Raw genomic sequence first — 23774 nt, forward strand, 5'->3', positions numbered from 1 at the left:
GTTAAACATTCTTCTTGGCGAACTGCACCGCCAGCCTCTCGAACCGGTCGGTATCGACCGCCGGCAGTTCCCCGGCCGTGTCGGTCGTCAAACTCGACAGCGTTCCCGATGCCTTTCGAATCTGTCCTTCGAATCCCGGCGCCGCGTTACCGTCCGTTGGCCGAATCAGCTTCGGGACGCGGCCGAGCGGACTTTGATCGAATGTCGGCAGGTCGACGCTCATGCTGGCGGGGCCGTCCCACGCATGCCCATCGGATTTCACGGTGAACTTGCCGGGGCATCCCAGTTCGATATCGCCACCATGCAGCTTGAGATACGCGCCGCCCGCCGTGACGAATACGACTTCGTCGCTCGCCGTGCCGGCCAGCCTGCCGTCGGCCGCGGTCAACTGGATGTTTTTGCCGGACTCGATTTGCGTGTCGTCGTGCTGCGATTGCAGGGCCACTTTCCCGTGGTTCGCAATCGCCGATATGCCGTCGCCGTGCGCGAACATCGCGACGCCATGCCCGGCATGCAGATTGATTCGCTCGCCGCTCGTGATTTGCATGTGTTGCTGCGCGATCTGATCGATGTTCTCGCCCGCATACATGACGTGCGTTTTCGGCGTGACGTTCAGCGATCCCGCTTGCGCACCGAACGCCATGAACGCGGAGGCATCGCCGGTGGCGCCGGATTCCGACCCGCCGGGTTTCCAGTGACGGAATGCGTTGGCGATGTTGTCCTGGCCGGCCGTGTCGGCGGATTGCCCGCCATGCTGGCCGGCGTGATCGCCGAGCGACTTGAACAGCGCCGTGCATTGATCGAGCAAATGGATCAGCTCATCACGATCGAGTTGACCGCCGGTTGCGTGCGACCGCGCATAGGTCGTCAGCAGCATGCCTTGGGCGGCGCGCAAGGCCGCAGCGGCGTCGGTGCGCAGCTCCGCGCCTTCGCCTCGATCGTCCCCGTGTCCGTCCACGCGCGGCTGCGTCAGGTAGCCGAGATTCAACTGGGTATGCGCATGTTCGCTTGCCAACTGCGCGGAGATTTGCGACGGCGTATCGTCCAGGCGAAGCTGGTTGTGCCGGCGGCCCTTGATTTCCCGCGTCTTGATCCCGGACACGTAGCGATTGCCCGGCAGCCCGCCGGTATGGCTGAAAGTCGCGGGTGGGTTCGCGCCGTTGCTCAACACGCCGATGATCACCAGACGGTCCGGATCGCCCGACAGGCTCCCCAGCAGGACCTCCATGCCGACGCGCGGCAGGAACAGCGCGCCGAAATACTCGCCCGCGAGACTCGCCGCGACGCGAATCGGCGCGCTGTCGCCGGCCAGGCCGTTCGTGCCGGCGCCTTGCGCGTGCGCATGGTCCGCCGGATCCAGCCCGTGAATCTGCACCCGCACGCGGCCGGCCTTGTCGCAAAACACCTCTTCGCCCTGCGTGCCGACGATCGTGCCGGTCAGCAGGTGAACCGGCGGCACGTCGATCGCCGGATCGTAGGCGGGCTTCAGCGGCACACCGCGCTGCACGCACGTGAAACTGTTCTCGTAGCGCGTGTCCGTTGATCCCGATGCATCGGGCGGCGGGGCGGTCGGCGTCAGGTTGCGGCTTGCCGCGAATAGTCCGCTTGTGCGGCCCGACAGGTCTTTCGGCAGGTTGTTCCAGATGGCGTGTCGAATCGACGTGACGACGAACCGACGGCGATCGATCGACTTCATATCCAGCTCGGGGTCGCCGGCCAGCGTGAACCCGTGCCCCACCAGCATGTCGCGTACGGTGCCGATGCCTTCGAAGCGCGCGGCCGCGAACTGGTGGGCCAGCATCCGGTCGTGCGCGATGCGCGCGTGATCGTTCCACGAGTCGCCGACGTGCGGGATGTCGATCGCGACGTCGGTCAGCAGGCGCGCAAGATCGTTCCCCGACTCGCCCTGGTCGAGGCCGGTGACGGCCTCGAAGTCGTCCATGCGAGCGGTCTTGTAATCCCACGACGGGCGGCGGACCTTGCCGGGCGACAGGCTCTGGTCGTACGCAAAGAGGGTGACGGTGTCACGTTGCTCGACGCCGGCGTCGCGCGGGTGAAGGCGTACGATACCGGCCGGCGCGTCCGGCAGACGATGCGGATCGTCGCAGAACACGAGCGTGTGAATCGGGCGCTCATCGGCCACGCCGCGTCTTCCGTCGACCGGCGCGGCCTTTGCAAAGACCGTGATGCCTTCCCGGCGCAGCAGACGCCGGATGAAGCGTGCGTCGGATTCGTTGACTTGCCGCGTCAGCTCGCGTGCCGGATACCGATCGGCCCGCAATGCCGACAGGTCGAAATCGAACGCTCGCGCGAGTGCGGGGCTACGCTGTTTCCACTCGTTCATCAGCGTCGCCAGAATGTCCGGCACGCTGCGCGAGCGGAACAGGCGGGCGTTCGTACGACGGTCCATCAGTGAAAGGGCGTCGCACACATGCAGCTGATAGACGGTCAGTTCGCCGTCGGATTGACCGGCTCGCACTTCGCGCACGATCGCGTTGATCGCCTGGATGTTGCCCCGATCGGTCGTCAGCCGGACCGATACGGGCAAACCGAGAAACAGCGCAGGCGGCAGATGATCGTAGGTCGACACGCAGGTCAGTTGCCCTTCGATGCCCGACATCAGTCCCTCGCGGATATCGGCGTGATGGAGCGCCAGCAGATGGCCGACCGCGCGTTGCGCCTGCCCGAAATGCAGGGAGACTGGACGCTTGTTCAGATCGATCAGACCCGACGCAAAGTTTCTAAAAGTTGCTGCGATCGACATAACGACAATCTCGTTATTTTTTGTTTCGGATTCGGATGGGTTCGAATCCGCCTCTCAGGGTGGTAATGCAACGGCAATTGGGATTTCGGTGCGAAGAATAGCAAGCTATTTCTAGCTTTAATCGATATTTTTATTTTGAGATGTTGAAAAATTCATTTTGAAACAGTGGTTAATGATCGTTTGATTAGAATGAACTTTTTTATTTAAATGAGAATGTGTCGAATCGAATATTCTGAATTGGTATTTGTCATGCCTCGTCTTCGCATATCGTTGGTGTGGGGCTTTTTTGGCTCGGACATGATTGAATTGGAATTTGAAAATTCAGAGTTGTCCCGACTCAAAATGAGTAGCGGTACGTCACGCCATTGAAACCGGTGCGAGCGGGCTTGCGCGCTGGCGCGCGATGTGCACCCCGCCGATCGAATTCGATGGGCGCCGCTGCTCGCTTTCCGTCGGTTGTTGTCGCCAAGGCAACACGGTAGTGTTGTGTTGGCCGTTGACGTGCCGCCGGGCCGACAAGGAGCCTATGGCGAGGCGTGCCGGCATCGGCGAATTTCAAGCGGCGGGTGCGTTGCCGATCGTTCCGCCCTATAGTGCTCGTCGTTGATCGATCCGCAAGCAATCGGGAGTTCGTCGTGTTTCACCGGAAATTCAAATTGGGTTGTTCGCGCTTCGCGTGCATCGTCGCCGTGACGACGATGCTGGCGCCCGTCGCGGCGCATGCAGAGGGGGCGGCCGGCGACGCCCCGACGCACGTCGCGTCGGCTGTCGATCACGACACGTCCCCGGCACGACCGATTGTCGGCGACGATCCGGTTGCCATCCGGGAGGCGTTGCAGAAGGTGCACGTCAGCACGCTCTCACCTTCGTTGCGCGACCGGGTTCGCGGCGCGGTCGCCGGTGCCGCCGGCCGGCACGGCCCGACGAATCCCGACCTGGCGGCCGTCGGTCTGGACCGTGACGTGACCTTCGTGGTGCCGGTGCGGTACGGGCTGAGATACCGGTCGCGGCGGCAGTTGCTGACGCTGGATGTCGACCTGTTCGATGCGGAGCGCGACGGCCGGGACGGCATCCTGCTCAGCAAGGTGACGAAGGGGCCGCGCGGGCGCGGGCTCGTGATTGCTCCGGAAGCGAAGGCGAAAGGGTACGTCCAGCACGTCGACATCATCGAGCTCGACGCCGGACAAGGCAAAAAGACCACGGTTCGGAGCCGCATGCACCTTTCGCCCGCCGAGTACGCGCAAACGCATGGCGACTTCGCGCTGGTTTTTTCCGGACGCCTGGTTCGGCCTTACCTGACCGAACAAACCGAACATGCCGACCCGAGTATCGAGGAGCCGACGGACATTTCGACGCGGATCTCCACGGTGCACATGGATCTTCGTGATATCTCGCTGGTGAGTCCGTCGAGCGGCGTCGTGGTGTCGAAGAAGCTGCGGTTGTCGAAGTAGGGGGCGGGCGGGTCGTGCAGGCGCGCGGAGAGGCCTTGGACGATATTTTTCCTGGTAAGTGAGCGGTAAGTCGACTGGTCCTACAGTAGCCCCGGTTTCGACCCTCGACACCAGGAAACGATTGTGAAAATTGCCTCTCGCCGCGCCCGCCCGTTATGGCTGATTGCCGCTTCATTCGCACTTTCATCTGCTTCCGCGTGGGCGGACGACGGCAGGAGCCCGCCCGATCCCGACAATACAGGGCTGACCATCCTCAACAACGCGACCAACGTCACGCATTGGGGATTGGGCGCGGGCGTCGGCATCGAGCCGTCGGCCTACAGGGGCGACGGCACCCGCGTATTGCCTTTTCCGCTGGTCTACTTCGACAACAAATGGGTGCAGGCCATCGGCACCACGGTCGATCTGAAAATCGGCAACTGGAGCGGCGTCAATGTCGCGCTGCGTGGCCAGTTTTCGCTGTTCGATGGATACAGCGGCTCGGATGCCCCGATCCTGAACGGCATGGAAAAGCGCAAGGGCGCGTTGTGGTATGGGCCCGCACTGTCATGGAGCACCGGCTTCGGCACGTTGTCGGGTAGCTTCCTGCTCGGCGGAAACAAGGGCGAGCGCGCGAAAATCGGCTTCGAGAAGGCGTTCGAGCTCGGCGCGTTCTCGATCACGCCGCATGTCGGCGCGGAATGGCTGAGCAACAAATACGTCGACTACTATTACGGCGTGCGACCATCCGAGGCGCGTGCGTGGCGCCCCGCCTACAGCGCGGGTTCGGCCGTGAACGTGTCGGCCGGCACCCGTTTCGACTATCGGTTGACGAAGCAGCAGACGATGTTTGTGGACGTCGGCGTGTCGCGTCTCGGCGACGGCATCACCGACAGTCCGCTCGTCGGCAGGCGGTTCGTTCCCCAGGCCCGGATCGGCTACATGTATCGGTTCAAGTGAGTGCGAGCATGCCAAGAGTGGCGATAGTCGAGGATCACGAACGCCTGGCCGGCCTGTTGTCTCAGGCCTTGGCCGCGGCGGGCATCGAATCCGACCGGTTCGGCAATACCCGGGAAGCCGCTTACGGTATCGACCGGGCCGATTACGCGCTGCTGATCGTCGACCGCGGATTGCCCGACGGAGACGGCCTGACGTTCCTGCGGACGCTGCGCGCGGCGGGCCGCATGATGCCTTGCCTGATGCTGACGGCACGCGACGCGTTGCATGACCGCATCGACGGACTCGAAAGCGGCGCCGACGACTATGTGACCAAGCCGTTCGAAATGACCGAACTCGTCGCCCGCGTACGCACGCTGATGCGGCGTCCGGCGCTGCTCACGACCCTCGTCGCATCGTTCGCGGATGTGACCGTGGACCCGCCGCAGCGCGCGCTGCGCGGCGGCGACCGGACGGTGCTGCTGGCGCCGGCCGAGCTGCAGGTCATGCTCTGCCTGATCGAAGCCGCGGGCCGGACCGTCCGGCATGCGGTACTCGAGCATGCCGCGTGGGGGCTCGCGGAGGCGGTCACGCCGAACGCGCTCGAGGTGACCGTGCACCGCTTGCGCAAGAAACTGACGGCGATCGGCACAACGACGCGGCTCACCAATATCCGCGGCGCCGGCTTCGCGCTGCGGGACGCGTGACGATGCTTCGCCGCGTGTCACCCGTTGCTGCTCCCTGGTAAAAAAACGCCATGTTCCGTCATTGGATCCTGCGCCTGTCGACGCGTCTGTGGGTGACCAACGTCGCCGCGTTCGCCATCAGCCTGGCGCTGCTGTCCGTGCTTTCCATCTATTTTCTGGATCGATATCCGGAGTTCTTGGGAAGGCGCCAGCAGATGGAGAGCATCCGTCATATCGTGGACGGAATGCATTTCGATGCGGCCGGGCGCCCGGCATCCGTGCGATTGGGCGAGCATCCGGCGGTGATGTTCCGGCTCTTGCCGGCCGACGTGAAGTATCGCGTGCTCGATGCGACGGGGAAGGTGTTGCTGGCGTCGGTGCCTTCGAGCGACGATCGACCGTGGCTGACGGAGAACCTCGCGACGGTGGCAGGCAAGGTGCTGCCCGCCACGATCGACGGCAAGGCGTACGCGGTCGCGACGCAGCGCGCGTTGAACGGGAGCGTCGTCTATTACGTGCAGGTGGCGCACAGCAGGCAACTCGTCGATGCGCTCGTCAGGACGCGGATCGATCCGATACCGAGGACCGTCGCGTATGTGCTCGTCATCGCGACCGTCATTTTCGGACTGACGCTGCCGTTGACGATCGGTCACGTGCTGAAGCCGTTGCGGGAGGTATCGCGTGCCGCGCGGGAAATCGAGCCGCGCAACCTGAAGACGCGGCTGTCGTCGGCCGGGATTCCCAGCGAGATCAAGCCGCTGATCGATGCGTTCAACGACGCGCTGACCCGGCTCGAGAATGGCTTCGCGGTGCAGCAGCAGTTTCTGGCCGACGCCGCGCACGAGTTGCAGACGCCGCTCACGCTGGTCAGAGGGCAGATCGAGCTGCAGCCCGACATCAGCCATAAGGCGCTTTTGCTTCGCGAGATCGATTTGATGGCCCGGCAGGTCAAGCAACTCCTGCATCTGGCTGAAGTCAGCGAAGCGCAGAACTTCAGTTTCGGTGATGTGAGCGGCGTCGACGTCGCGCGGGACGTCGTGAGCCTGCTGGCCGGCAAGGCCGATGCGAAGCAGGTGACGCTTCATATCGAAGCGCGCGATTCCGCGGCGCCGATACGCGCGGACGGCGGGGCGCTTTTCGTCCTGCTCAAGAACCTTATCGAGAATGCGATCAATGCGTCGCCGTCGGGCGGTGTCGTCGTGCTGACCGTTCTCGAGACGGCGATTCATATTGAAGATGAGGGGCCGGGTATTCGGCGGGAACATCTGCCGCTGCTTTTCGACCGATACTGGCGGGCGCCGGATTCGCGATATGACGGTGCGGGGCTCGGGCTGGCAATCTGCAGGGAGATTGCGGAGGCTCATCAATGGAAGTTGACGGTCGATGTGCTGATGACGGGGACGCGGTTTAGTGTTTGGTTTTAGTCGGGGCGGTTGTCTTGGCTGGCAGCGCAAGCGCGACAGGGGCGCATGCGTGCGGGTATTTCGATCAGGCGCATCTCATTCGCGATTTTCATCGACTGCTAGGAAAGGCACCGGCCGCCTATCGTCGGGATGGCCGGCAGCGTCAAGGTCGGCCGCAGGCGCACGTGAACTGATTCCGGCCCTCGTGTAAGATGCGCACAACTTCGCCCGGTCTTGAGAGGGACCGGATTCTCGCGCCGCAGCGGCAATTTGCCGAACAACAACAAGGAAGCCACGAGAGATGCCGGGGATTTCCACTGAAGCCTTTTCTGTCTGGCACGCGATTCTGTCCGTTGCCCGGCATGCACCGTCGCCGCACAACGTTCAACCATGGCGCGTGCAACTGATTTCGGACGAATGCGCCGAACTGTTCGTCGATGGCACGCGTACGTTACCGAAGGAAGACACGACCGGGTCATTCCTGTTGTCCGCGATGGGCATGTTCATCGAAGCGATCGATCTGCTCGCGGCACCACACGGTTTGCGTGTCGAATGGCAGTTGCATCGCCCGGTACGGGAACTGGCGGCCGTCATGTCCCAGCCGACCCTGCCGGAATTGATTCCGTTCGCTGCGTTGCGGCTCGTCGCCAACCCCGGGGCGCCGAGCGAGGACCTGTCGGCGCTGATGATGGCGCGCCGCACGTCGCGCATTTCGATGGACCCGACACCGGTACCGGACGCGGCCGTCACGCAACTGGCAGCGCTGGCCGACGAATGGGGGCATCGCTATACCCATGTATCGGGGGCCGAACGGGTCGAGCCGATCATCGCCGCGAACATCGATGCCGTGTTCCACGACATGAACGTCGCGGATTACCACGATGAAATCACCGGGTGGTTTCGCTTCACCGAACGCTCGACGGCGCTGCATCGCGACGGTCTCGACTGGCGCTGCATGAACCTGTCGCGCGCGGAGTTCTGGCTTTCCGCGCATCTGTCGAAAATCCTGACGTTCAAGCCGACGCGTTTTTACTTCAGGCACCGGTATCGCGCGCAACTGGGCCACGTACCCGCGATCGGCGTGCTGAGCGGCGATTTCTTCAACCCGGAGAATGCGATCGAGTCGGGCCGTTTCCTGCTGCGCTTCTGGCTTGCCCTGACGAGCCTCGGGCTGTACCTGCATCCGTACGGCAACCTGGTCACGAACCCCGGCGCCGCCGCATGGTTCAGTGCGCACACCGGTGTCGACGGGGCATGGCTCGTCTTCAAGGTCGGCTACTCGCGTACACCGCCGCAAAGCCAGCGCAGGGCGCTCGCCGACATCCTTGTCGACGCGACGGTTTCGTCCCATTCTCCGAGATCTGCATGAATACGCTCCACCGTCTGTTTCTCGAAACCATTCTTTGGACGCTGTGGTTTCTTCGCCGGGTGATCAGTGTCGATGGACGTCTTTACGTGTTCCTCAACGCACCGGTGTTTCAACCTTATCTGGCCTATGTTGGCCGCTTGCGCGCTCGCGTAGCCTTCCTCAAAGCGAGCACGACGTGCCCGGCCTACGTCGAGTTCCTGAAGGCCGAGGGTTACAAGGCTGGCGGAAGATGGCGGCTATCGGACCTGCCCGCGATGACCAAGGAGAACTACATCAAGCGCTACTCGATCGAACAGCGCTGCTATGGCGGGGCCATTCCGAAGTCGGGCGTCGTCATCGACGAATCGTCGGGGTCCACCGGCCAGCCGAACAACTGGGTGCGCAGCGCGGCCGAACGCAGCGACGTCAAGCGCATCCTGCAACTGAACTATCAGTTGGTGTTTCGCGATTCCGGCAAGATGCTGCTGAACTGTTTTGCGCTCGGGCCGTGGGCAACGGGCATGAACGTGTCGATGTCGCTCGTCGACGTCGGGATCATGAAGTCGATCGGACCGGACAAGGCCAAGCTGATCAACACGCTGAAGCTGTTCGGGCCGAAATATCAGTACCTGATATTCGGCTATCCGCCGTTTATCCGCTCGGTAGTCGACGAATGCGATCTCGACCTGTCGCCTTATCACATCGATTTCATCGTCGGCGGCGAGGGCTTGTCGGAAGCGTTGCGCGATCATTTGCTGCGCAAGGCGAGCACGGTCATTTCGTCGTATGGCGCGTCGGATCTCGAGATCAACATCGGCGTCGAGACTCCGACGACGATCGGTTTGCGGCGCACGTTGCTGAGCCGCCCCGAATTGTGTCGTGAACTGTTCGGTCGCGATACGCCGCCGATGCTCTTCCAGTACAACGCGCTCGACTACGTGATCGAAACGAATACCGACGGTGAACTGCTGGTGACCATCGGCCGTCAGTCCGGTGCGGCGCCGAAGATCCGCTACAACATTCGCGATTCGGGCGGGACGTATCGATTCCGCGAACTGAACAGGCGCCTGTCGGCACATGGCATACGCCTGACGGACTTCGCATCGCGGACCAGCCACTTCCCGTTCCTGTTTGTCTACGGCCGCAACGATTCGAGCGTACCGTTCTACGGTGCGAAGGTTTTCCCGTCCGATATCGAGCAGGTTCTGTCCGCTTCCCCGACGCTGCACGATGCAATCAGCACGTTCCAGCTCGCCACCACCGAGGATGCGAACCTGACGGGCTTCCTGCACATTCATATCGAGCGTGCGTCGACCAGTGCGCCGATGCCGCTTGACGACGCAGTACTGCATGCCGAGATGTTCGAGGGTATGAAGCGCGTGAACCAGGATTTTCGTGAGGTATCGAGGCTGTTCGATCCGACGCAAGTGATCGTGCATGTGCACGATCACGATACGGGGCCCTTTCAGGGGCGCGATATTCGGATCAAGAACAAGTACATCGCGTGAGGGCGGGAGGGGGATGCGTTTGGGCAGCGTCGCTTCACGCCGGGTCATCCGGCGTATTCCCTTATCGCTCATCCCGGTCCGGCGGCCTCTACTGATTGTCCTCGGACTTGGACGTCGCCGGACTCCCCCTCTCGTATGAGGGCCGGATCGGTGGAGCCTTCCCACTGAAATGTGGCTTTCACCGGACAGCTTGTCAGCGGCCGGATTTTCGATATAATGAATCAACGTTCGGAATGTCGAACGTGAAAATTCAAGCATCCAGAGTCGGGTTTTCCGACGCCAACCTGCCCTCCCGGGCAAGGTGGACGCCCTTGAGGCGATGCGGCCGATCGACGGCAACGAAACGGGAGCAGCATGGCTGGCACCGGTTCGATAACCATTCATCCGGAGCAACCATGAGCCAAGTTTCCTCCGCTTCCCGCCCGACCGTCTGTGAAGACTGGTCGCATTTTCTTCCCGGTTTTACGTTGACGCACACGGTTCATCTCGTTTCGAGACGGAATCCGGGTATTGTCTCGACCGCGGCTGCTGTGCTCGAAGGTGAAACGGCGACCGTCGATCGGTGGGCCATCACCCGCTGTGGCGACGTTCTCGAACAAAAAATCGTGCTCGGTGAAATGACGGAAGGGCAAGCGGTTCGGCTGCGAGAGCGGCTGGCTGCGCTGGATGGTGTGCTCCGGACCAGGGTCGAGCATCATTTCGTTCGGGGTGGTTCGGCGGCGGCCGGACATGCGTCGGAGTCTTATAGCCGAGCGACGGATTTATCTTGTACTATCGACCAAACAGAATACAAACTATGACCAAATTCCACAGTGCTGATGCGACTTAGCGTGGCACCGCTGGAGCTCGTGGAGCAGAAGAAAAATGGGCTGGGGCTTTCGAAAAAGCATCAAGGTCGCACCGGGCATCCGCATTAATTTCAGCAAGAGCGGCGTCAGCACATCAATCGGCGGAAAAGGCTTCACTTACAACACACGGGGCCGTATCACTACAAGCATCCCTGGTACGGGGATTCTCCATACGCATTCGCTGAAGAGCGCCAAGCGAACGTCGAAACCGGTCAGTTCTGTTGTTGCTGGAAGCCGAAATTTTGGCACCAATGGCTTTGAACGCCTATCAAAGCGGGAGCAAGCGACGCGGGACTTCGTCGTGATGGTCAAAACACGCACGACTACTGCCTTGGTCGATTACTTCTTCTCGCACGGCGTGTACGTCGACACTGAAGACTTGAGCGAGGCGGTGACTCTGGAAGACCACCAGGGCTTCCTCGAATCAATTTCCCCCGAGTTCGAGACAACGACGAACGCAATCCGACTTGCAGTTGACATCGGCTCAATCTCGCTTGCAGAGAAAGAGAAGGCGATGCGTGCGGTGTACGAGATTGAAAAGAAATGCGCCGAGCATCACGGGAACCTGAAAGATCTAAGTGACGCTGCATCTGCGTTGCTGGCGGCAGTGCGAAGCTATCCGGCAACGCCGTCGTTGACCGGATCGCTCATTGCCGGTCTGTTCGGCGCTTTCCTCATCCCAGTCGTGAACATCGTTGCAGGCTTTGTTGTTATCGCAATTGCGCTTCTCTATGGTAGTGGCAAGGCCTTGAGTTACTTTCGAGAGCGGGATGCTGCCCTGGCGCTTATCGAAGAACGAGACCAACACTTCGAATCGCTATTGGTAGCTGAAATCACTCCGCGCCCGGCGCTGCGGTCAACTCGCGATACCGTAAAGCCGAAAGTCATTGGATTCGGTATCACTGTACTTGTCGCTATGATCGCCGCTTTGGCAATGCACCTGTTGAAGCCGGAGGCAGCTGGGACGAACACCACGGCATCTTCGGCTCAAGCTACTAGCGACGGCGCCGTTTCTCAAGCGTCGATGGCCAGCGGAAGTCCGGCAGCTAGCAAATTCGCCTGGATGATCGGAAAGCCGTCGTATGAAGTTGTGAACGATCACCGCTTCAAGGCTGCGTTCGGAAGCGTATCTCGTGCAAGCTGGAAAAAAATATCAGACCGTCTTATGGTGGGAAGTCAATCTGGAATTGAACTGAAAGACGGGTTCCTCGTTGGAGAGGGGTGCAAAGCTCATCAGTGCAGCTCTGAGAAAGCCGTGTTTGCCATCAACGAGAGCACCGGTAAAGGCGTGCTTATGATGATGGAAACGTCGGACAATACTCCCGTTTTCACGACGTACGGAGCCGCGAATGTGTCTATCGAGGGGACGCCGTTGGCCGGTTGGAAGCAACAGCAGATTGATGAATACCCGTTTTCGGCAAGCTCGGGGTCGGGGCAAGGCGCTCAAACGACCGCAGCTCTGTCCGCGACCTATCCGACAAGCTTCGACTGCTCGAAGTCTCGTTCGGACGCCGAGCATCTGATTTGCAATGACGCTGCGCTGGCTGCTGCTGATGTCGAGTTGGCTGACATCTACACGAAAGCCAAAGCTGCTGTAACGGACCAAGCTGCTTTTCGCGAAAGAACGCGCGGGCAATGGAACTATCGGGAGAGGAAATGCCATGACAGAGAATGTCTCGTACGATGGTACGCTGACCAAAAGAATGCGTTAGGCGAAATCGCGGCAACAGGTGTTGTCGGTCCGTAATTTGTCTATGGCTGGACTAGAGCAAACAGATAGCGTCAGATCGTCTGACTCAGTTCGGCCACAAAGAGCCATTCACCACCGCGTAGTTCGGTCATTCAGTTTCCAGTTCCGCTTTGCAATCGACCATTCGATCGATAAAGTCGAACGCTACCTCACAATCAAAGCGATCGCAGCCGATTCCCGAGCCTCGTTCCTTTTCTGGTGGGGATTGGGGCGTCACTCAATCGGTGGTGACGGCAGTCTGCCTCTATTTCCGACACGGCCCTCAAGTTTCGATCTTTATTGTCGTTAACGATATGCCATCGAGGCAAGGCATATGGATAACAGGATAACAAATTGAAATCGCGCTACCCACTTATTGCATCGGCACTGACCTCGGCGCTTGCCGGATGCGCCATTGCCGTCGCTCCACAGTATGCGGAGCCAACAGGCGGCGATACCGCCTTACTAACCTTCGCGAAAAACGATTATTTTTTGGTTTTGCCTAGCATATTCGGAAATGCATCCAATTGCACGGACCGAAATCGCCTACCGGCGATACCTAACAATGGCGATGTAACTCGAACAGTTGTCGCGGGACAACCACTGTCGATCTCACTCTTGCGCGCTCGGGATTACTTCTCGGAAGCATGCACTCGCATTCTGACCTTTACGCCGGAGAGCGGTCATCACTATACCGCCATGATAAAAGGATACCGAAACGAGTGCCGCATCGAACTTTCGGATGCGGGAGCCTTGAGTGAAGAATCGACGAGCATCCAACCCGTCCAGTATGTCGATCGAAAATTACTCCGACCATTCCTCGAAAATGGTGCGTTCTGCACCGAGTGATGCGACGGGAGTCGGTTGATCTTCACAACGTTAAAAAGTCATCGCAGTCTGGCCGGGCAACTCCCGGCCATTTCCCCTCTAACGCGTGCGATGCGCGCTCTGCTGCGATGTAACGCTCCGCCGACCTGATCTGACACTAGCCGAAACTGAATCGAGGCTTTGTAATCGAAATTAATGCACCTGAGCACACAATAAGAGCGCGAAGCCCCCCTCACTCCACCGTCACCGACTTAGCCAGATTCCTCGGCTTATCAATATCCGTCCCCCTTGCCAGCGCAGCGTGATACGCGAGCAGTTGCATCGGCACCGTATGCAGGATCGGCGACAACGGCCCGTAGTACTCGTTGAGCCGAATCACCTCGATCCCTTCACTCGGCACCAACCCACAGTCCACATCCGCGAACACGAACAGCCGCCCATTCCGCGCACTGACCTCATGCATGTTCGACCTGAGCTTTTCAAGCAGCATGTCATTCGGCGCAACCGCGATCACCGGCATTTCATTGCTGACGAGCGCCAGCGGCCCATGCTTGAGCTCCCCCGCCGGATAAGCCTCCGCATGAATATAAGAAATCTCCTTCATCTTCAGCGCGCCTTCCAACGCGATCGGATAATGCATCCCGCGCCCGAGAAACAGCATGTTGTCGCGTCGCGCGAGCAACTCCGACCACGCCATGATCTGCGGTTCCAGCGCGAGCACTTTCGACATCGCATCGGGCAGATGCCGCAGCGCGCGCAGGTGTTTCTTCTCCTCGTCGTCACTCAACCGCCCGCGCACCTGCGCCAGCGACAGCGTCAACAGGAACAGCGCAACGAGCTGTGTCGTAAACGCCTTCGTCGAAGCCACCCCAATCTCGACCCCCGCACGCGTTACGAACTGCAGCGCACATTCGCGCATCAGCGCACTCGTCGCCACGTTGCAGATCGCGAGCGTGTGCATCATCCCGCTGCGTTTCGCGACGTGCACGGCCCCAAGCACATCAGCGGTTTCACCGCTCTGCGACACCGCAACCACCAGCGTGCGCGGATTCGGCACACTGTCGCGATAACGAAACTCGCTGGCGATCTCCACGCTGGCCGGCAGCTTCGCGATGCTCTCGATCCAGTACTTCGCGGTCAGCGCCGCGTGATAGCTGCCGCCGCACGCGAGCAGCAGCACCGAATCGACGTCGTTGAACACGCGCCACGCGCCGTCGCCGAACAGCTCGGGCATGATCGACGAAACGTCGAGCAGCGTATCGGCCACGGCCTGCGGCTGTTCGAAGATCTCCTTCTGCATGTAGTAGCGATACGACCCGAGATCGGCCGCGCCGCTATGCGCGGCGACGCGTTGCACCGCGCGCTCGACGCGCTGGCCGTTCGCATCGACGATCCAGTAGCGATGCAGCTGGATATCGGCGACGTCGCCGTTCTCCAGATAGGCAATGCGATCGGTGATGCCCGACAGCGCAATCGCATCGGACGCCAGAAAATTCTCGCCTTCGCCGACCCCGACGACGAGCGGCATCCCGTCGCGCGCGCCGACAATCCGGTGCGGCTCGTCGCGGCACATCACCGCGATCGCATAGCTGCCGCGCAGTCGCGCCACCGCACGCCGGACCGCATCGAACAGATCGCCGTCGTACAGGTGGTCGATCAGGTGCGTGATTGCCTCGCTGTCGGTCTGACTCGCGAATACATAGCCGTGCGCCTGCAGTTCCGCGCGCAGTTGATCGCAGTTCTCGATGATCCCGTTGTGCGACAGCGCGATGCGCGCATTCGCGTCGCTCGGCGAGAAGTGCGGATGCGCGTTGAGCGTGACGGGCGCGCCATGGGTGGCCCAGCGCGTATGCGCGATTCCCGTGTAACCGGACAACGCCAACTCGGCGATCTCGCGCTGCAGGTTGGCGACACGATCGACGCTGCGGGCGCGCGCCAGCGCGCGGTCGCGGTAGACCACGACGCCGCACGAGTCGTAGCCGCGGTATTCGAGCCGTTTCAGGCCGTCGACCAGGTTCGGCAGGATGTCCCGCTGGGCAACCGCCCCGACGATTCCACACATATCGCGCTCCGTAAATGTCCTGTCTGGATCAGTGAGAGCGATGGTAGAGCCAGTGAAATGGAATTAAATTTCAAAAAACTGCAAAACATGAAATTGGTGGATGATCGCCTATCATGTTGAAATTAAATTTCACTTTCTGACCGGAAGGAGTGCGCGATGGCCGGCATCACCCTCGACGACCTCGACCTGCGCATCCTCGCGATCCTGCAGGACGACGCGTCGGTATCGAACCTGCAACTCGCCGAGCGGGCGCTGTCGTCGCCACCTACCTGCATGCGTCGCGTGCGCCGGCTGACGGAGGCTGGCGTGATCCGTCGGCAGGTCGCGGTGCTCGATCCGGTCGCGATCGGCACGGGCGTCACCGCACTGATCGAGATCAGCCTCGACCGGCAGACGGCCGAAGACTACGACGCGTTCGAAGCGTACGTGTGCGCGGAGCCGGCCGTCACGCAGTGCTATCGCGTGTCGCCGGGGCCCGATTTCGTCGTGATCGCCGATCTCGCCGACGTCGCCGAATACGACGAATTCGCGCGGCGGCTGTTCACCGGCGCGTCGAACGTCCGCAACGTGCGGACGTTTTTCTCGACGCATCGCGCGAAATTCGAGGCGAACGCGCGGGTCGCGCATGCGATGCGCAAGCTCGCGTAGCGTGAGGTAACCGCGTCGTTCGTCCCGCATCACGCAGTCGGGGCCGCGCCCGGCAGTTGCAGCGGCTTGCCGTATCCGAAGCAATGCGCAGGTTCGGGAAACACGCGCTGCCGCACGTCGTGCGCGTACTGGCGGATCGCGTCGCGCATCACCGCGTTCGCATCCGCGTAGCGCTTCACGAAGCGCGGCGTGTACGCATCGAACGCGCCGATCATGTCCTCGGTCACGAGCACCTGCCCGTCGCACGCGGGCGATGCGCCGATGCCGATCGTCGGGATCGTCAGCGTTTCGGTCAGGTGGCGCGCGAGCGCTTCGGCAGTGCCTTCGATGACGACACTGAATGCGCCGGCCCGCTCGGCCGCGCACGCGGCGTCGAACACCTGCGCGGCCGAACGCGGGTCCATGCCCTGCGCGCGGAAGCCGCCCGTCGCGTTGGCCTGCTGCGGCATGAGGCCGACATGCGCCATCACCGGAATGCCGCGATCGGTCAGGAAGCGGATCGTGTCGGTCATCTCGCAGCCGCCTTCGAGCTTCACGGCCTGCGCGCCGGTTTCGGCGAGGAGCCGCGCGGCGGAGCGATAGGCTTGCGCGGGCGATTCCTGGAACGTGGAGAACGGCAGGTCGACGACGACGCACGCCTGCGCGGCGCCGCGCACGACGGCCGCCCCGTGTGCAATCATCATGTCGAGCGTGACGCGCAGCGTATCGGGCATCCCGTACAGCACCATGCCGACGGAGTCGCCGACGATGATCACGTCGGCCACGTCGTCGACGAGTTTCGCCATCGGCGCGGAATACGCGGTCAGCGACACGAGGCTGCCGATGCCTTTGGTCGAGCGGATCGCGGTGACGGTCTTGCGGGTGATGCGGGTATGAGCGCTCATGGGCGGAAGCCGTGTGACAAAGGAGCCGCCACGGTAGCATCGCGCTCGTTCGTGCAATGACCTTCGGAGGACGTCTTATGTTGCTGGCGGGACATCCCGGCGACCCTTACGCAGTGCCGCCGATGGCGCGCCTGCCGAGGCCGCTGTACGTGCGTGCGTTCGGGATTCCTCGCAACGTGAGCGTCGACGCGCACAGTCATCCGTGGGCGCAACTGATGTATGCGACGAGCGGCGTGCTCGAGGTGACGACACCGTCGAGCCGGCAACTGCTGCCGCCGCACTATGCGATGTGGATTCCGCCACACGTGCCGCACGCGGTGTCGACGCGCGATTGCGTCGCGTTCCACAGCCTGTATCTCGACGCAGCCATCGCGCGCGGCGACGTGAACGACGATTGCACGATCCTCTGCATGACGCCGCTGCTGCGCGAACTGGTGCTCGCGACCGGCGAGTTGCCGGTGAACTACGACGAGACGGGGCCCGACGGTGCGCTCGTGTGCCTGATCGCGGACCGGATCGCCCGCATGCAGCCGGCCCCGCTCACGGTGCCGCTGCCGCGCGATCCGCGCCTGCTGAAAATCGCGCGTGCGCTGCACGCGGCGCCGGGCGATACGCGCAGTCTCGACGAATGGGGCCATCAGGTCGGCGCGACGCGGCGCACGCTGTCGCGGCTGTTCCGGCAGGACACGGGGCTGTCGTTCACCGAATGGCGGCAGGCCGTGCGGCTGCTCGCGTCGCTGCCGCTGCTCGATGCGGGGGCACCGATCGGCACGGTGGCCGCGCAACTGGGTTACGAGTCGACGTCGTCGTTCATTGCGCTGTTCCAGGCGAAATTCCGCGTGACGCCCGGTGCGTATGCGAAGCGTGAAGCGCGTCGGCCGGTGTTGAGCGCGTGATGCGCACCCTTCGTCAGAACGCGAGCGTCTGCTGCATCGGTTGATACGCGCCGCGCGAAAACCCCGCGCCTTCGAGCGACAACAGCGCACGCTTGCGGTCGATGCCGCCCGCATAACCGGTCAGGCTGCCTGACGCGCCGACCACGCGATGGCACGGCACGATGATCGATACCGGATTGCGGCCGACCGCGCCGCCCACCGCGCGCGCGCCGCTCATCGGCAATCCGACGCGCTCGGTGATGTCGCCGTACGACACGAGTTCGCCGAACGGAATCGCAAGCAGTTCCTTCCATACGCGTTGCTGAAACGCGGTGCCGCGCAGGTGGATCGGCACCGAGAACGTGTCGCGCGCGCCGGTGAAGTACTCGGCGATTTCTTCCGCGACCCGGCGTGCGACCGGCGACCTGGCGAGCGCGTCCGCTGCGCGCACGATCGCAAGCGACGGAAAGTATTTCTGGCCGACGAAGTACAGGCCGGTCAGCGCATCGTCCTCGATGCGCACGGCGATGTCGCCCAGCGGGCTCGGAATCAGGTGAGCGGGAGTCATCGCGACAGATCTCCATGAAGGCGCCACCCATGCAGGGCGGCATACGCGCGCCACGGCGCCCAGCGCGCCGCCGCGTGCGGTGCGGAGGACGGCCCGCGCGCGAGTTCGGTGCGAGCGGGCAGCCACGCGTCGTCGGCCGGGAACGCGTTCGGCCAGGCCATCGCGCGCATCGCGACGTACTGCACCGCGCGTTCGTCGAAGCCGGGCAGCGCGCGCAGCGCGGCGAGCGTCGCGTCGAGCGGCGCCATCGGTTCGAGCGCGAGCGTGCCGTCGTCGATGGCGCGGGCGACGGACACGATCGCGCGCGCCGTGTCGTGTTCGATGCCGATCGTTTCGAGGGCCGAAGGCGGCAGCGCGGCCAGCGTCGCGGCGCAAGGCAGTGCATGCGTGAGGCCCGGCGGCGCGCCGTCGACCGCCGTGCCGAAGCGTTCCGCGAGGCGGGCCAGCGACGGCGTATCCGCCTGCGCCGACGCAAGCTGCTCGCCGACGATCGCACGGATCGCGATCTCGATACCATCGAACGCACCGGGCACGCGCAGGCCCGGCGAGCCGCTTGCGAGATCGCCGAGATGCGCATCGATCACGTCGGGGCGGCTGTCGAGATCGAACAGCCGGCGCACGCGTGCGAGCACGGCCGGCACGACCGGCGTCAGCGCGGGCGACACGGTGACGGCCAGCGCGAAGCGCTGCGGCAGGTGCGCGACGGACAGCCAGCCGGTCACGCGGCGGCCGTCGTTCCGGTCGGGCAGGTCGACGATGCGGGCATAACGCTGCGCGTCGATCCGCTCGACGCCGTCGATCTGCCGCTGCGCGAGAAAACGCATCAGGTCGGCCCACGCGAACGGCGGCCGGTACGGCAGCGGAAAGGTCATGTCGCCGTCGGCCGCTGCACCGGCCCCCTTGCGCAGCCGCAGCGGATTGAGGCCGTAGCGCTGGCGGAACAGGTCGTTGAAGCGCCGCACGCTGCCGAAGCCGGCCGTCGACGCGACGACGGCCACGGGCAGCGCGGTATCGGTCAGCAGCCGCTTGGCCATCAATAGCCGCTGCGTCTGCGCGAACTCGACGGGCGACACGCCGAACTGCGCGCCGAAGATCCGCCGCAGATGGCGTTCAGTCACGCCGACGCGCCGCGCAAGCGCATCGACGGAATGCGCGTTCAGGAAACCGTCGTCGATCAGTGTCGCGGCCGCGTCGGCGAGATTGCCGGACAGGTCGAGCAGCCCGTGGCCGGGCGCGAGCTCGGGTCGGCAGCGCATGCAGGGCCGGAAGCCGGCTTTCTCGGCGGCCGCGGCGGTCGGGTAGTAGCTGCAGTTTTGCGCCTTCGGCGGCCGCACCGGGCAGACGGGGCGGCAATACACGCCGGTCGTCGCCACGCCGACGAAGAACCAGCCGTCGAAGCGGCGGTTCCGCGAAAGCAGGGCGTCGTAGCAGGTGTTGGGATCGAGGCGCATGCGACGACTGTAAACCATCCTCGCGGTCGATTCTGGCTGGAATCGGACATGTATGTCGGCCGCCCCGCGCCTGCCGCGCCGCGGCGGGAAAATCAGCGGAAAAACGGTTAATGCCACTCTGCGAAACAGTCGTCTCTTTTGCCGCGACCAATTTGAGATGACTCATCGAAATCCCCGACTGACACGGTACCGGCACGCGGCCTATCCTTTTGAAAAACGTTTTCCAGATTGGTTGGTGAAAAGGGCCCGTGCGTCAGCGCGTGGGCCGTTCGCCCCGGCGCCGGTCGCCGGTCAACGAACTTCGTGCGGCGCGACGGGCGCGACCGCGCATCGGAGACATTCATGCCTTCTGCCGTCGTCGGCGCGGTGCGCGCGGCCGCCAGCCGCTACCGCTGGACCGTTTGTGCGCTGCTGTTTTTCGCGACCGTCATCAACTACATGGATCGGCAGATCCTCGGCCTGCTCGCGCCGATGCTGCAGCACGACATCGGCTGGAGCCAGGTGCAGTACGGCCGCATCGTGATGGCGTTTTCGGCGTTCTATGCGCTGGGTCTGCTCGGCTTCGGGCGCATCGTCGACTGGCTCGGCACGCGCGTGTCGTACGCGGTGGCGATGCTGGTATGGAGCATCGCCGCGATGCTGCACGCGGCGGTCGGCTCGGTGACGGGCTTCGCGGCCGTGCGCGCGCTGCTCGGGATCGGCGAGGGCGGCAACTTCCCGGCCGCGATCAAGACGACGGCCGAATGGTTTCCGCGCCGCGAACGCGCGCTCGCGACCGGCATCTTCAACTCGGGCGCGAACATCGGCGCGGTGTTCGCGCCGGCGATCATCCCGGCGATCGCGGTGGCCTACGGCTGGCGCGCGGCGTTCGTGATCATCGGCGCGATCGGCATCGTGTGGCTCGCGGTGTGGCTGGTGATGTATCGCACGGCCGACACGCGCGCGCTCGCCGCGGAATACGACGAGCCGCGCGACGAAGCCGAGGCGCTCGACGCGGCGAACGCGAACGCCGGCGCGCCGCGCTGGGGCGAACTGATCCGCAAGCGCGAGACGTGGGCCTTCCTGGTCGGCAAGTTCCTGACCGATCCGGTGTGGTGGTTCTACCTGTTCTGGCTGCCGAAGTGGCTGAACGAGTCGCGCGGGATGGACATGCAGCACATCGGTTTGCCGCTCGTCTGCATCTATGCGCTGACGACGGTCGGCAGCATCGGCGGCGGCTGGCTGTCGTCGATGCTGCTGCGCGCGGGCTGGAGCGTGAACCGGGCGCGCAAGACGGCGATGCTGATCTGCGCATGCTGCGTGCTGCCGATCGCGTTCGTGTCGCAGGTGCAGAGCCTGTGGATCGCGGTGCTGATCGTCGGTCTCGCCGCGGCCGCGCACCAGGGCTGGTCGGCGAACCTGTTCACGACCGCGTCCGACCTGTTCCCGCGCCGTGCGGTCGCGTCGGTGGTCGGCATCGGCGGGATGGCCGGCTCGATCGGCGGCGTGCTGTTCTCGGAAGTGATCGGCCAGGTGCTGCAGCGCACCGGCCACTACTGGGTGCTGTTCGCGATCGGCGCGTCGGCCTACCTGATCGCGCTGGCCGTGATGCACGTGCTCACGCCGAAGATGAAGCCCGCGAAACTCGATGCGTGATGGCGTATCGGCCAAGCGACAACGCCGCCCTCGGGGCGGCGTTTTCAGTTCGGGGACGTGACGCGCGTCGCGATCGCGTCAGCCGGCCGACGCCGTCGACGCGCGCATGATCAGCCGCGGCTCGAACGTCGAATAGCTCGCGTCGGTGCGCCCGGCGAGCGCGTCGATCAGCTTCTGCATCGCGAGCTCGCCCATGTTCTCGCTCTGGATGTCGACGGTCGTCAGCGCGGGCGCCGCGTATTCGCCGTACGGCACGTTGTCGATGCCGGCCACCGACACGTCCTGCGGCAGCCGGAAGCCGAGCGACGCGGCTTCCTTCATGAAGCCGAGCGCGATCAGGTCGTTGTAGCAGATCACGGCCTGCGGGCGCTGCGGCCCGAGCATCACGCGGGAGCACGCGCGCTCGCCGGCCTCGGCGGTCGGCGCGTGCGCGTCGTGCACGTCGAGCGTGAGCCCCGCTTCGGCGAGGCAGTCGCGCGCGCCCTGGATCCGTTCGTCGTTCACGCGCGCGGTGCCGAAGCCGAGATACGCGATGCGCGTATGGCCGAGATTGAGCAGGTGGCGCGCGAGCATGTAGGTCGACAGCCGGTTGTCGATGCCGACGCTCGGAATCGGCAGGCCGGGGCTGCGGCGCAGCAGCACGAGCGGCTTGTTGAGGTCGAGCATCCAGCCGGCTTCGTCGTCGGGCATCCGCGTGCTGACGATCAGCCCGTCGACGCGCTGCGCGAGCGCCTCGATCAGCGAGCGTTCGCGCGCCTGGCTCTCTTCGGTATCGACGAGCAGCAGCGTGTAGTCGTGCTGCAGCGCGACGCGGTTCGCGCCTTTCACGACGTTCGTGAAGTGCGGGTTGCTGATATCGAGGATCACGAGGCCGATGGTGCGCGTGCGGCCGGTGATCATCGAGCGCGCGAGCGGGTTCGACCGGTAGCCGAGCCGCTCGATGGCCTCCTTCAGCCGTGCCTCGACGGTCGGCGAGAAGCGCTGCGTGCCGTTCACGTACTTCGATACCGTCGCGACCGACACGCCGGCTTCCGCGGCCACGTCGCGGATCGTCGAGGAAACTTTTTTCATGCGAAGGGTAACGTTTTCGTTCGATAACGCCCGATTGTGGCAGAAAAAGCCGGCGCGCAGATCGCAGCCGATATCGGGAAAGTGCGGATGGCTGCGAGCAGCTTCGACCATTGACGCTCGGCGTCGCGTCCGCGTATAGTTGGAAAACGTTTTCCGTCTTAGGTCAGATCCAAGGAGATTCGATGAACGCCTCATCCCCCGCCGCGCGCAAACCGTTCGGCCGCCTGCTGCTGACGGGCGCGGCCGGCAACCTCGGCCGCCAGTTGCGCGGCGCGCTCGCCGACTGGGCCGACGTCGTGCGCGTCAGCGACATTGCGGCGCTCGGTGACGCGGCCGCGCATGAAGAGCTCCGCGTGGTCGACCTGGCCGACCGGCCGGCCGTGATGGATCTCGTCGACGGCGTGGACGCGATCGTCCACCTCGGTGGCATTTCGGTCGATGCGCCGTTCGACGATCTGGTCGGCGCGAACATCACCGGCACGTACAACGTGTACGAAGCCGCGCGCAAGCACGGCGTGAAGCGCGTCGTGTTCGCGAGCTCGAACCATGCGATCGGTTTCCATCCGGTCACCGACGTGCTCGACGCCGATGCGCCGCTGCGGCCCGACAGCCTGTACGGCGTGACGAAGTGCTTCGGCGAATCGCTGTCGCGCTACTATTTCGACCGCTTCGGGATCGAGACGGTGTGCCTGCGGATCGGGTCGTCGTTCGAGGTGCCGAAGAACCCGCGCATGCTCGTCACGTTTCTCAGCTATCGCGACTTCATCGAGCTCGTGCGCTGCTCGCTGCTGACGAACCGCGTCGGGCACGCGATCGTCTACGGCGCGTCGGACAACCCGGTGAAGTGGTGGGACAACACGAAGGTCGGCTTCCTCGGCTTCCGTCCGCGCGACAGTTCCGAGCAGTTCGCCGGGCTGTTTCCGGTGACGGCGCCGACCGCCGAGTACGACGATCCCGCGCAGCGGTTCCAGGGCGGCGGGTTCGTCGTCGGCGAGCCGATGGAGCGGAAGGCTTAAGCGGTACGGTCCGCCGAGGGCCGCTTCATTGACGACGGATTTGTGGTCGAGGCCGTGCTCGATCAACTGAAAAACGCCGGGCCC

The 23774-nt window shown here is 63.5% G+C and carries 18 protein-coding genes and 1 riboswitch; of the genes, 12 read left to right on the plus strand and 6 right to left on the minus strand.

Translation table 11 applies throughout. From position 1 onward, the window contains the following. Nucleotide 1 precedes the first annotated feature (1 nt). Entirely contained in the window at nt 2-2764 is a 2763-nt protein-coding gene (locus JYG37_RS23290) for a type VI secretion system Vgr family protein (protein ID WP_213346507.1), read from the minus strand. Between the two features lie 635 nt (nt 2765-3399). Between JYG37_RS23290 and JYG37_RS23295 the strand changes: the two genes are divergently transcribed. The 8 genes from JYG37_RS23295 to JYG37_RS23335 all read left to right on the plus strand — a co-directional run bounded on the left by JYG37_RS23295 (nt 3400) and on the right by JYG37_RS23335 (nt 13501). After that, nucleotides 3400-4215 (plus strand): hypothetical protein, encoded by an 816-nt coding sequence (locus tag JYG37_RS23295; RefSeq protein ID WP_213346509.1) that lies wholly within the window; start codon nt 3400-3402, stop codon nt 4213-4215. 123 nt (nt 4216-4338) lie between these two features. Further along, complete coding sequence (locus JYG37_RS23300; protein ID WP_204384021.1) at nt 4339-5154, plus strand: MipA/OmpV family protein; 816 nt, start codon at nt 4339-4341, stop codon at nt 5152-5154. An 8-nt stretch (nt 5155-5162) separates the two neighbouring features. After that, nucleotides 5163-5837 (plus strand): response regulator transcription factor, encoded by a 675-nt coding sequence (locus JYG37_RS23305; RefSeq protein WP_213346510.1) that lies wholly within the window; start codon nt 5163-5165, stop codon nt 5835-5837. Between the two features lie 50 nt (nt 5838-5887). Further along, nucleotides 5888-7240: a sensor histidine kinase gene (locus tag JYG37_RS23310; protein WP_050018087.1), complete on the plus strand. Its 1353-nt coding sequence runs from the start codon at nt 5888-5890 to the stop codon at nt 7238-7240. Between the two features lie 1200 nt (nt 7241-8440). Beyond that, nucleotides 8441-10075 (plus strand): phenylacetate--CoA ligase family protein, encoded by a 1635-nt coding sequence (locus JYG37_RS34855; RefSeq protein ID WP_249746075.1) that lies wholly within the window; start codon nt 8441-8443, stop codon nt 10073-10075. A gap of 249 nt (nt 10076-10324) precedes the next feature. Further along, nucleotides 10325-10428, plus strand: a riboswitch (SAM-I-IV-variant riboswitch). A gap of 42 nt (nt 10429-10470) precedes the next feature. Then, nucleotides 10471-10875, plus strand: coding sequence for a hypothetical protein (locus JYG37_RS23325; protein ID WP_185731868.1), 405 nt, complete (start codon nt 10471-10473; stop codon nt 10873-10875). Nucleotides 10876-10939: 64 nt separating this feature from the next. Next, on the plus strand, nt 10940-12670 hold the full coding sequence (locus tag JYG37_RS23330; RefSeq protein WP_213346512.1) for an Ivy family c-type lysozyme inhibitor: 1731 nt from the start codon (nt 10940-10942) through the stop codon (nt 12668-12670). 336 nt (nt 12671-13006) lie between these two features. Next, nucleotides 13007-13501: a hypothetical protein gene (locus JYG37_RS23335; RefSeq protein WP_213346513.1), complete on the plus strand. Its 495-nt coding sequence runs from the start codon at nt 13007-13009 to the stop codon at nt 13499-13501. Nucleotides 13502-13712: 211 nt separating this feature from the next. On the opposite strand, the gene glmS is transcribed toward JYG37_RS23335, so the two are convergent. Next, complete coding sequence (gene glmS / locus JYG37_RS23340; RefSeq protein WP_213346515.1) at nt 13713-15542, minus strand: glutamine--fructose-6-phosphate transaminase (isomerizing); 1830 nt, start codon at nt 15540-15542, stop codon at nt 13713-13715. Nucleotides 15543-15698: 156 nt separating this feature from the next. On the opposite strand from glmS, the gene JYG37_RS23345 reads away from it, so the two are divergent. Then, nucleotides 15699-16190 carry an Lrp/AsnC family transcriptional regulator gene (locus tag JYG37_RS23345; RefSeq protein WP_089488990.1) on the plus strand — a complete coding sequence of 164 codons (492 nt, stop codon included), beginning with the start codon at nt 15699-15701 and terminating at the stop codon, nt 16188-16190. A gap of 29 nt (nt 16191-16219) precedes the next feature. On the opposite strand, the gene panB is transcribed toward JYG37_RS23345, so the two are convergent. Beyond that, on the minus strand, nt 16220-17074 hold the full coding sequence (gene panB, locus JYG37_RS23350) for a 3-methyl-2-oxobutanoate hydroxymethyltransferase (RefSeq protein WP_213346516.1): 855 nt from the start codon (nt 17072-17074) through the stop codon (nt 16220-16222). 77 nt (nt 17075-17151) lie between these two features. Between panB and JYG37_RS23355 the strand changes: the two genes are divergently transcribed. Then, the gene (locus tag JYG37_RS23355) at nt 17152-17970 is read left to right on the plus strand and encodes an AraC family transcriptional regulator (RefSeq protein WP_213346519.1); all 819 of its coding nucleotides are present in this window, start codon (nt 17152-17154) and stop codon (nt 17968-17970) included. A 13-nt stretch (nt 17971-17983) separates the two neighbouring features. Here the strand turns inward: JYG37_RS23355 and JYG37_RS23360 are convergent, their stop codons facing one another. Together JYG37_RS23360 and JYG37_RS23365 are read right to left on the minus strand one after the other, a co-directional pair. Next, entirely contained in the window at nt 17984-18517 is a 534-nt protein-coding gene (locus tag JYG37_RS23360; RefSeq protein WP_124654157.1) for a methylated-DNA--[protein]-cysteine S-methyltransferase, read from the minus strand. Next, nucleotides 18514-19986, minus strand: coding sequence for a bifunctional transcriptional activator/DNA repair enzyme AdaA (locus JYG37_RS23365; protein ID WP_213346520.1), 1473 nt, complete (start codon nt 19984-19986; stop codon nt 18514-18516). Before JYG37_RS23365 ends, JYG37_RS23360 begins: the two co-directional genes overlap by 4 nt. 324 nt (nt 19987-20310) lie before the next feature. Between JYG37_RS23365 and JYG37_RS23370 the strand changes: the two genes are divergently transcribed. Continuing rightward, nucleotides 20311-21603 (plus strand): MFS transporter, encoded by a 1293-nt coding sequence (locus JYG37_RS23370; RefSeq protein ID WP_050018104.1) that lies wholly within the window; start codon nt 20311-20313, stop codon nt 21601-21603. 78 nt (nt 21604-21681) lie between these two features. Here JYG37_RS23370 and JYG37_RS23375 read toward each other — a convergent pair whose 3' ends face one another. Continuing rightward, on the minus strand, nt 21682-22785 hold the full coding sequence (locus JYG37_RS23375; protein ID WP_050018094.1) for a LacI family DNA-binding transcriptional regulator: 1104 nt from the start codon (nt 22783-22785) through the stop codon (nt 21682-21684). Nucleotides 22786-22856: 71 nt separating this feature from the next. Between JYG37_RS23375 and JYG37_RS23380 the strand changes: the two genes are divergently transcribed. Beyond that, nucleotides 22857-23690, plus strand: a complete 834-nt coding sequence (locus JYG37_RS23380; RefSeq protein ID WP_213346522.1) for an NAD-dependent epimerase/dehydratase family protein — start codon at nt 22857-22859, stop codon at nt 23688-23690. The last annotated feature ends 84 nt before the right edge of the window (nt 23691-23774 follow it).

Source organism: Burkholderia sp. LAS2, assembly GCF_018417615.1.
GTDB classification, from domain to species: domain Bacteria; phylum Pseudomonadota; class Gammaproteobacteria; order Burkholderiales; family Burkholderiaceae; genus Burkholderia; species Burkholderia sola.

Bases quoted from the DNA above. Each gene is read 5' to 3' on its own strand.
- JYG37_RS23290 (WP_213346507.1), bottom strand. From the start codon at position 2,764: ATGTCGATCGCAGCAACTTTTAGAAACTTTGCGTCGGGTCTGATCGAT.
- JYG37_RS23305 (WP_213346510.1), top strand. From the start codon at position 5,163: ATGCCAAGAGTGGCGATAGTCGAGGATCACGAACGCCTGGCCGGCCTG.
- JYG37_RS23310 (WP_050018087.1), top strand. From the start codon at position 5,888: ATGTTCCGTCATTGGATCCTGCGCCTGTCGACGCGTCTGTGGGTGACC.
- JYG37_RS34855 (WP_249746075.1), top strand. From the start codon at position 8,441: ATGGTTCAGTGCGCACACCGGTGTCGACGGGGCATGGCTCGTCTTCAA.
- JYG37_RS23325 (WP_185731868.1), top strand. From the start codon at position 10,471: ATGAGCCAAGTTTCCTCCGCTTCCCGCCCGACCGTCTGTGAAGACTGG.
- JYG37_RS23330 (WP_213346512.1), top strand. From the start codon at position 10,940: ATGGGCTGGGGCTTTCGAAAAAGCATCAAGGTCGCACCGGGCATCCGC.
- glmS (WP_213346515.1), bottom strand. From the start codon at position 15,542: ATGTGTGGAATCGTCGGGGCGGTTGCCCAGCGGGACATCCTGCCGAAC.
- JYG37_RS23345 (WP_089488990.1), top strand. From the start codon at position 15,699: ATGGCCGGCATCACCCTCGACGACCTCGACCTGCGCATCCTCGCGATC.
- panB (WP_213346516.1), bottom strand. From the start codon at position 17,074: ATGAGCGCTCATACCCGCATCACCCGCAAGACCGTCACCGCGATCCGC.
- JYG37_RS23355 (WP_213346519.1), top strand. From the start codon at position 17,152: ATGTTGCTGGCGGGACATCCCGGCGACCCTTACGCAGTGCCGCCGATG.
- JYG37_RS23360 (WP_124654157.1), bottom strand. From the start codon at position 18,517: ATGACTCCCGCTCACCTGATTCCGAGCCCGCTGGGCGACATCGCCGTG.
- JYG37_RS23365 (WP_213346520.1), bottom strand. From the start codon at position 19,986: ATGGTTTACAGTCGTCGCATGCGCCTCGATCCCAACACCTGCTACGAC.
- JYG37_RS23370 (WP_050018104.1), top strand. From the start codon at position 20,311: ATGCCTTCTGCCGTCGTCGGCGCGGTGCGCGCGGCCGCCAGCCGCTAC.
- JYG37_RS23375 (WP_050018094.1), bottom strand. From the start codon at position 22,785: ATGGTCGAAGCTGCTCGCAGCCATCCGCACTTTCCCGATATCGGCTGC.
- JYG37_RS23380 (WP_213346522.1), top strand. From the start codon at position 22,857: ATGAACGCCTCATCCCCCGCCGCGCGCAAACCGTTCGGCCGCCTGCTG.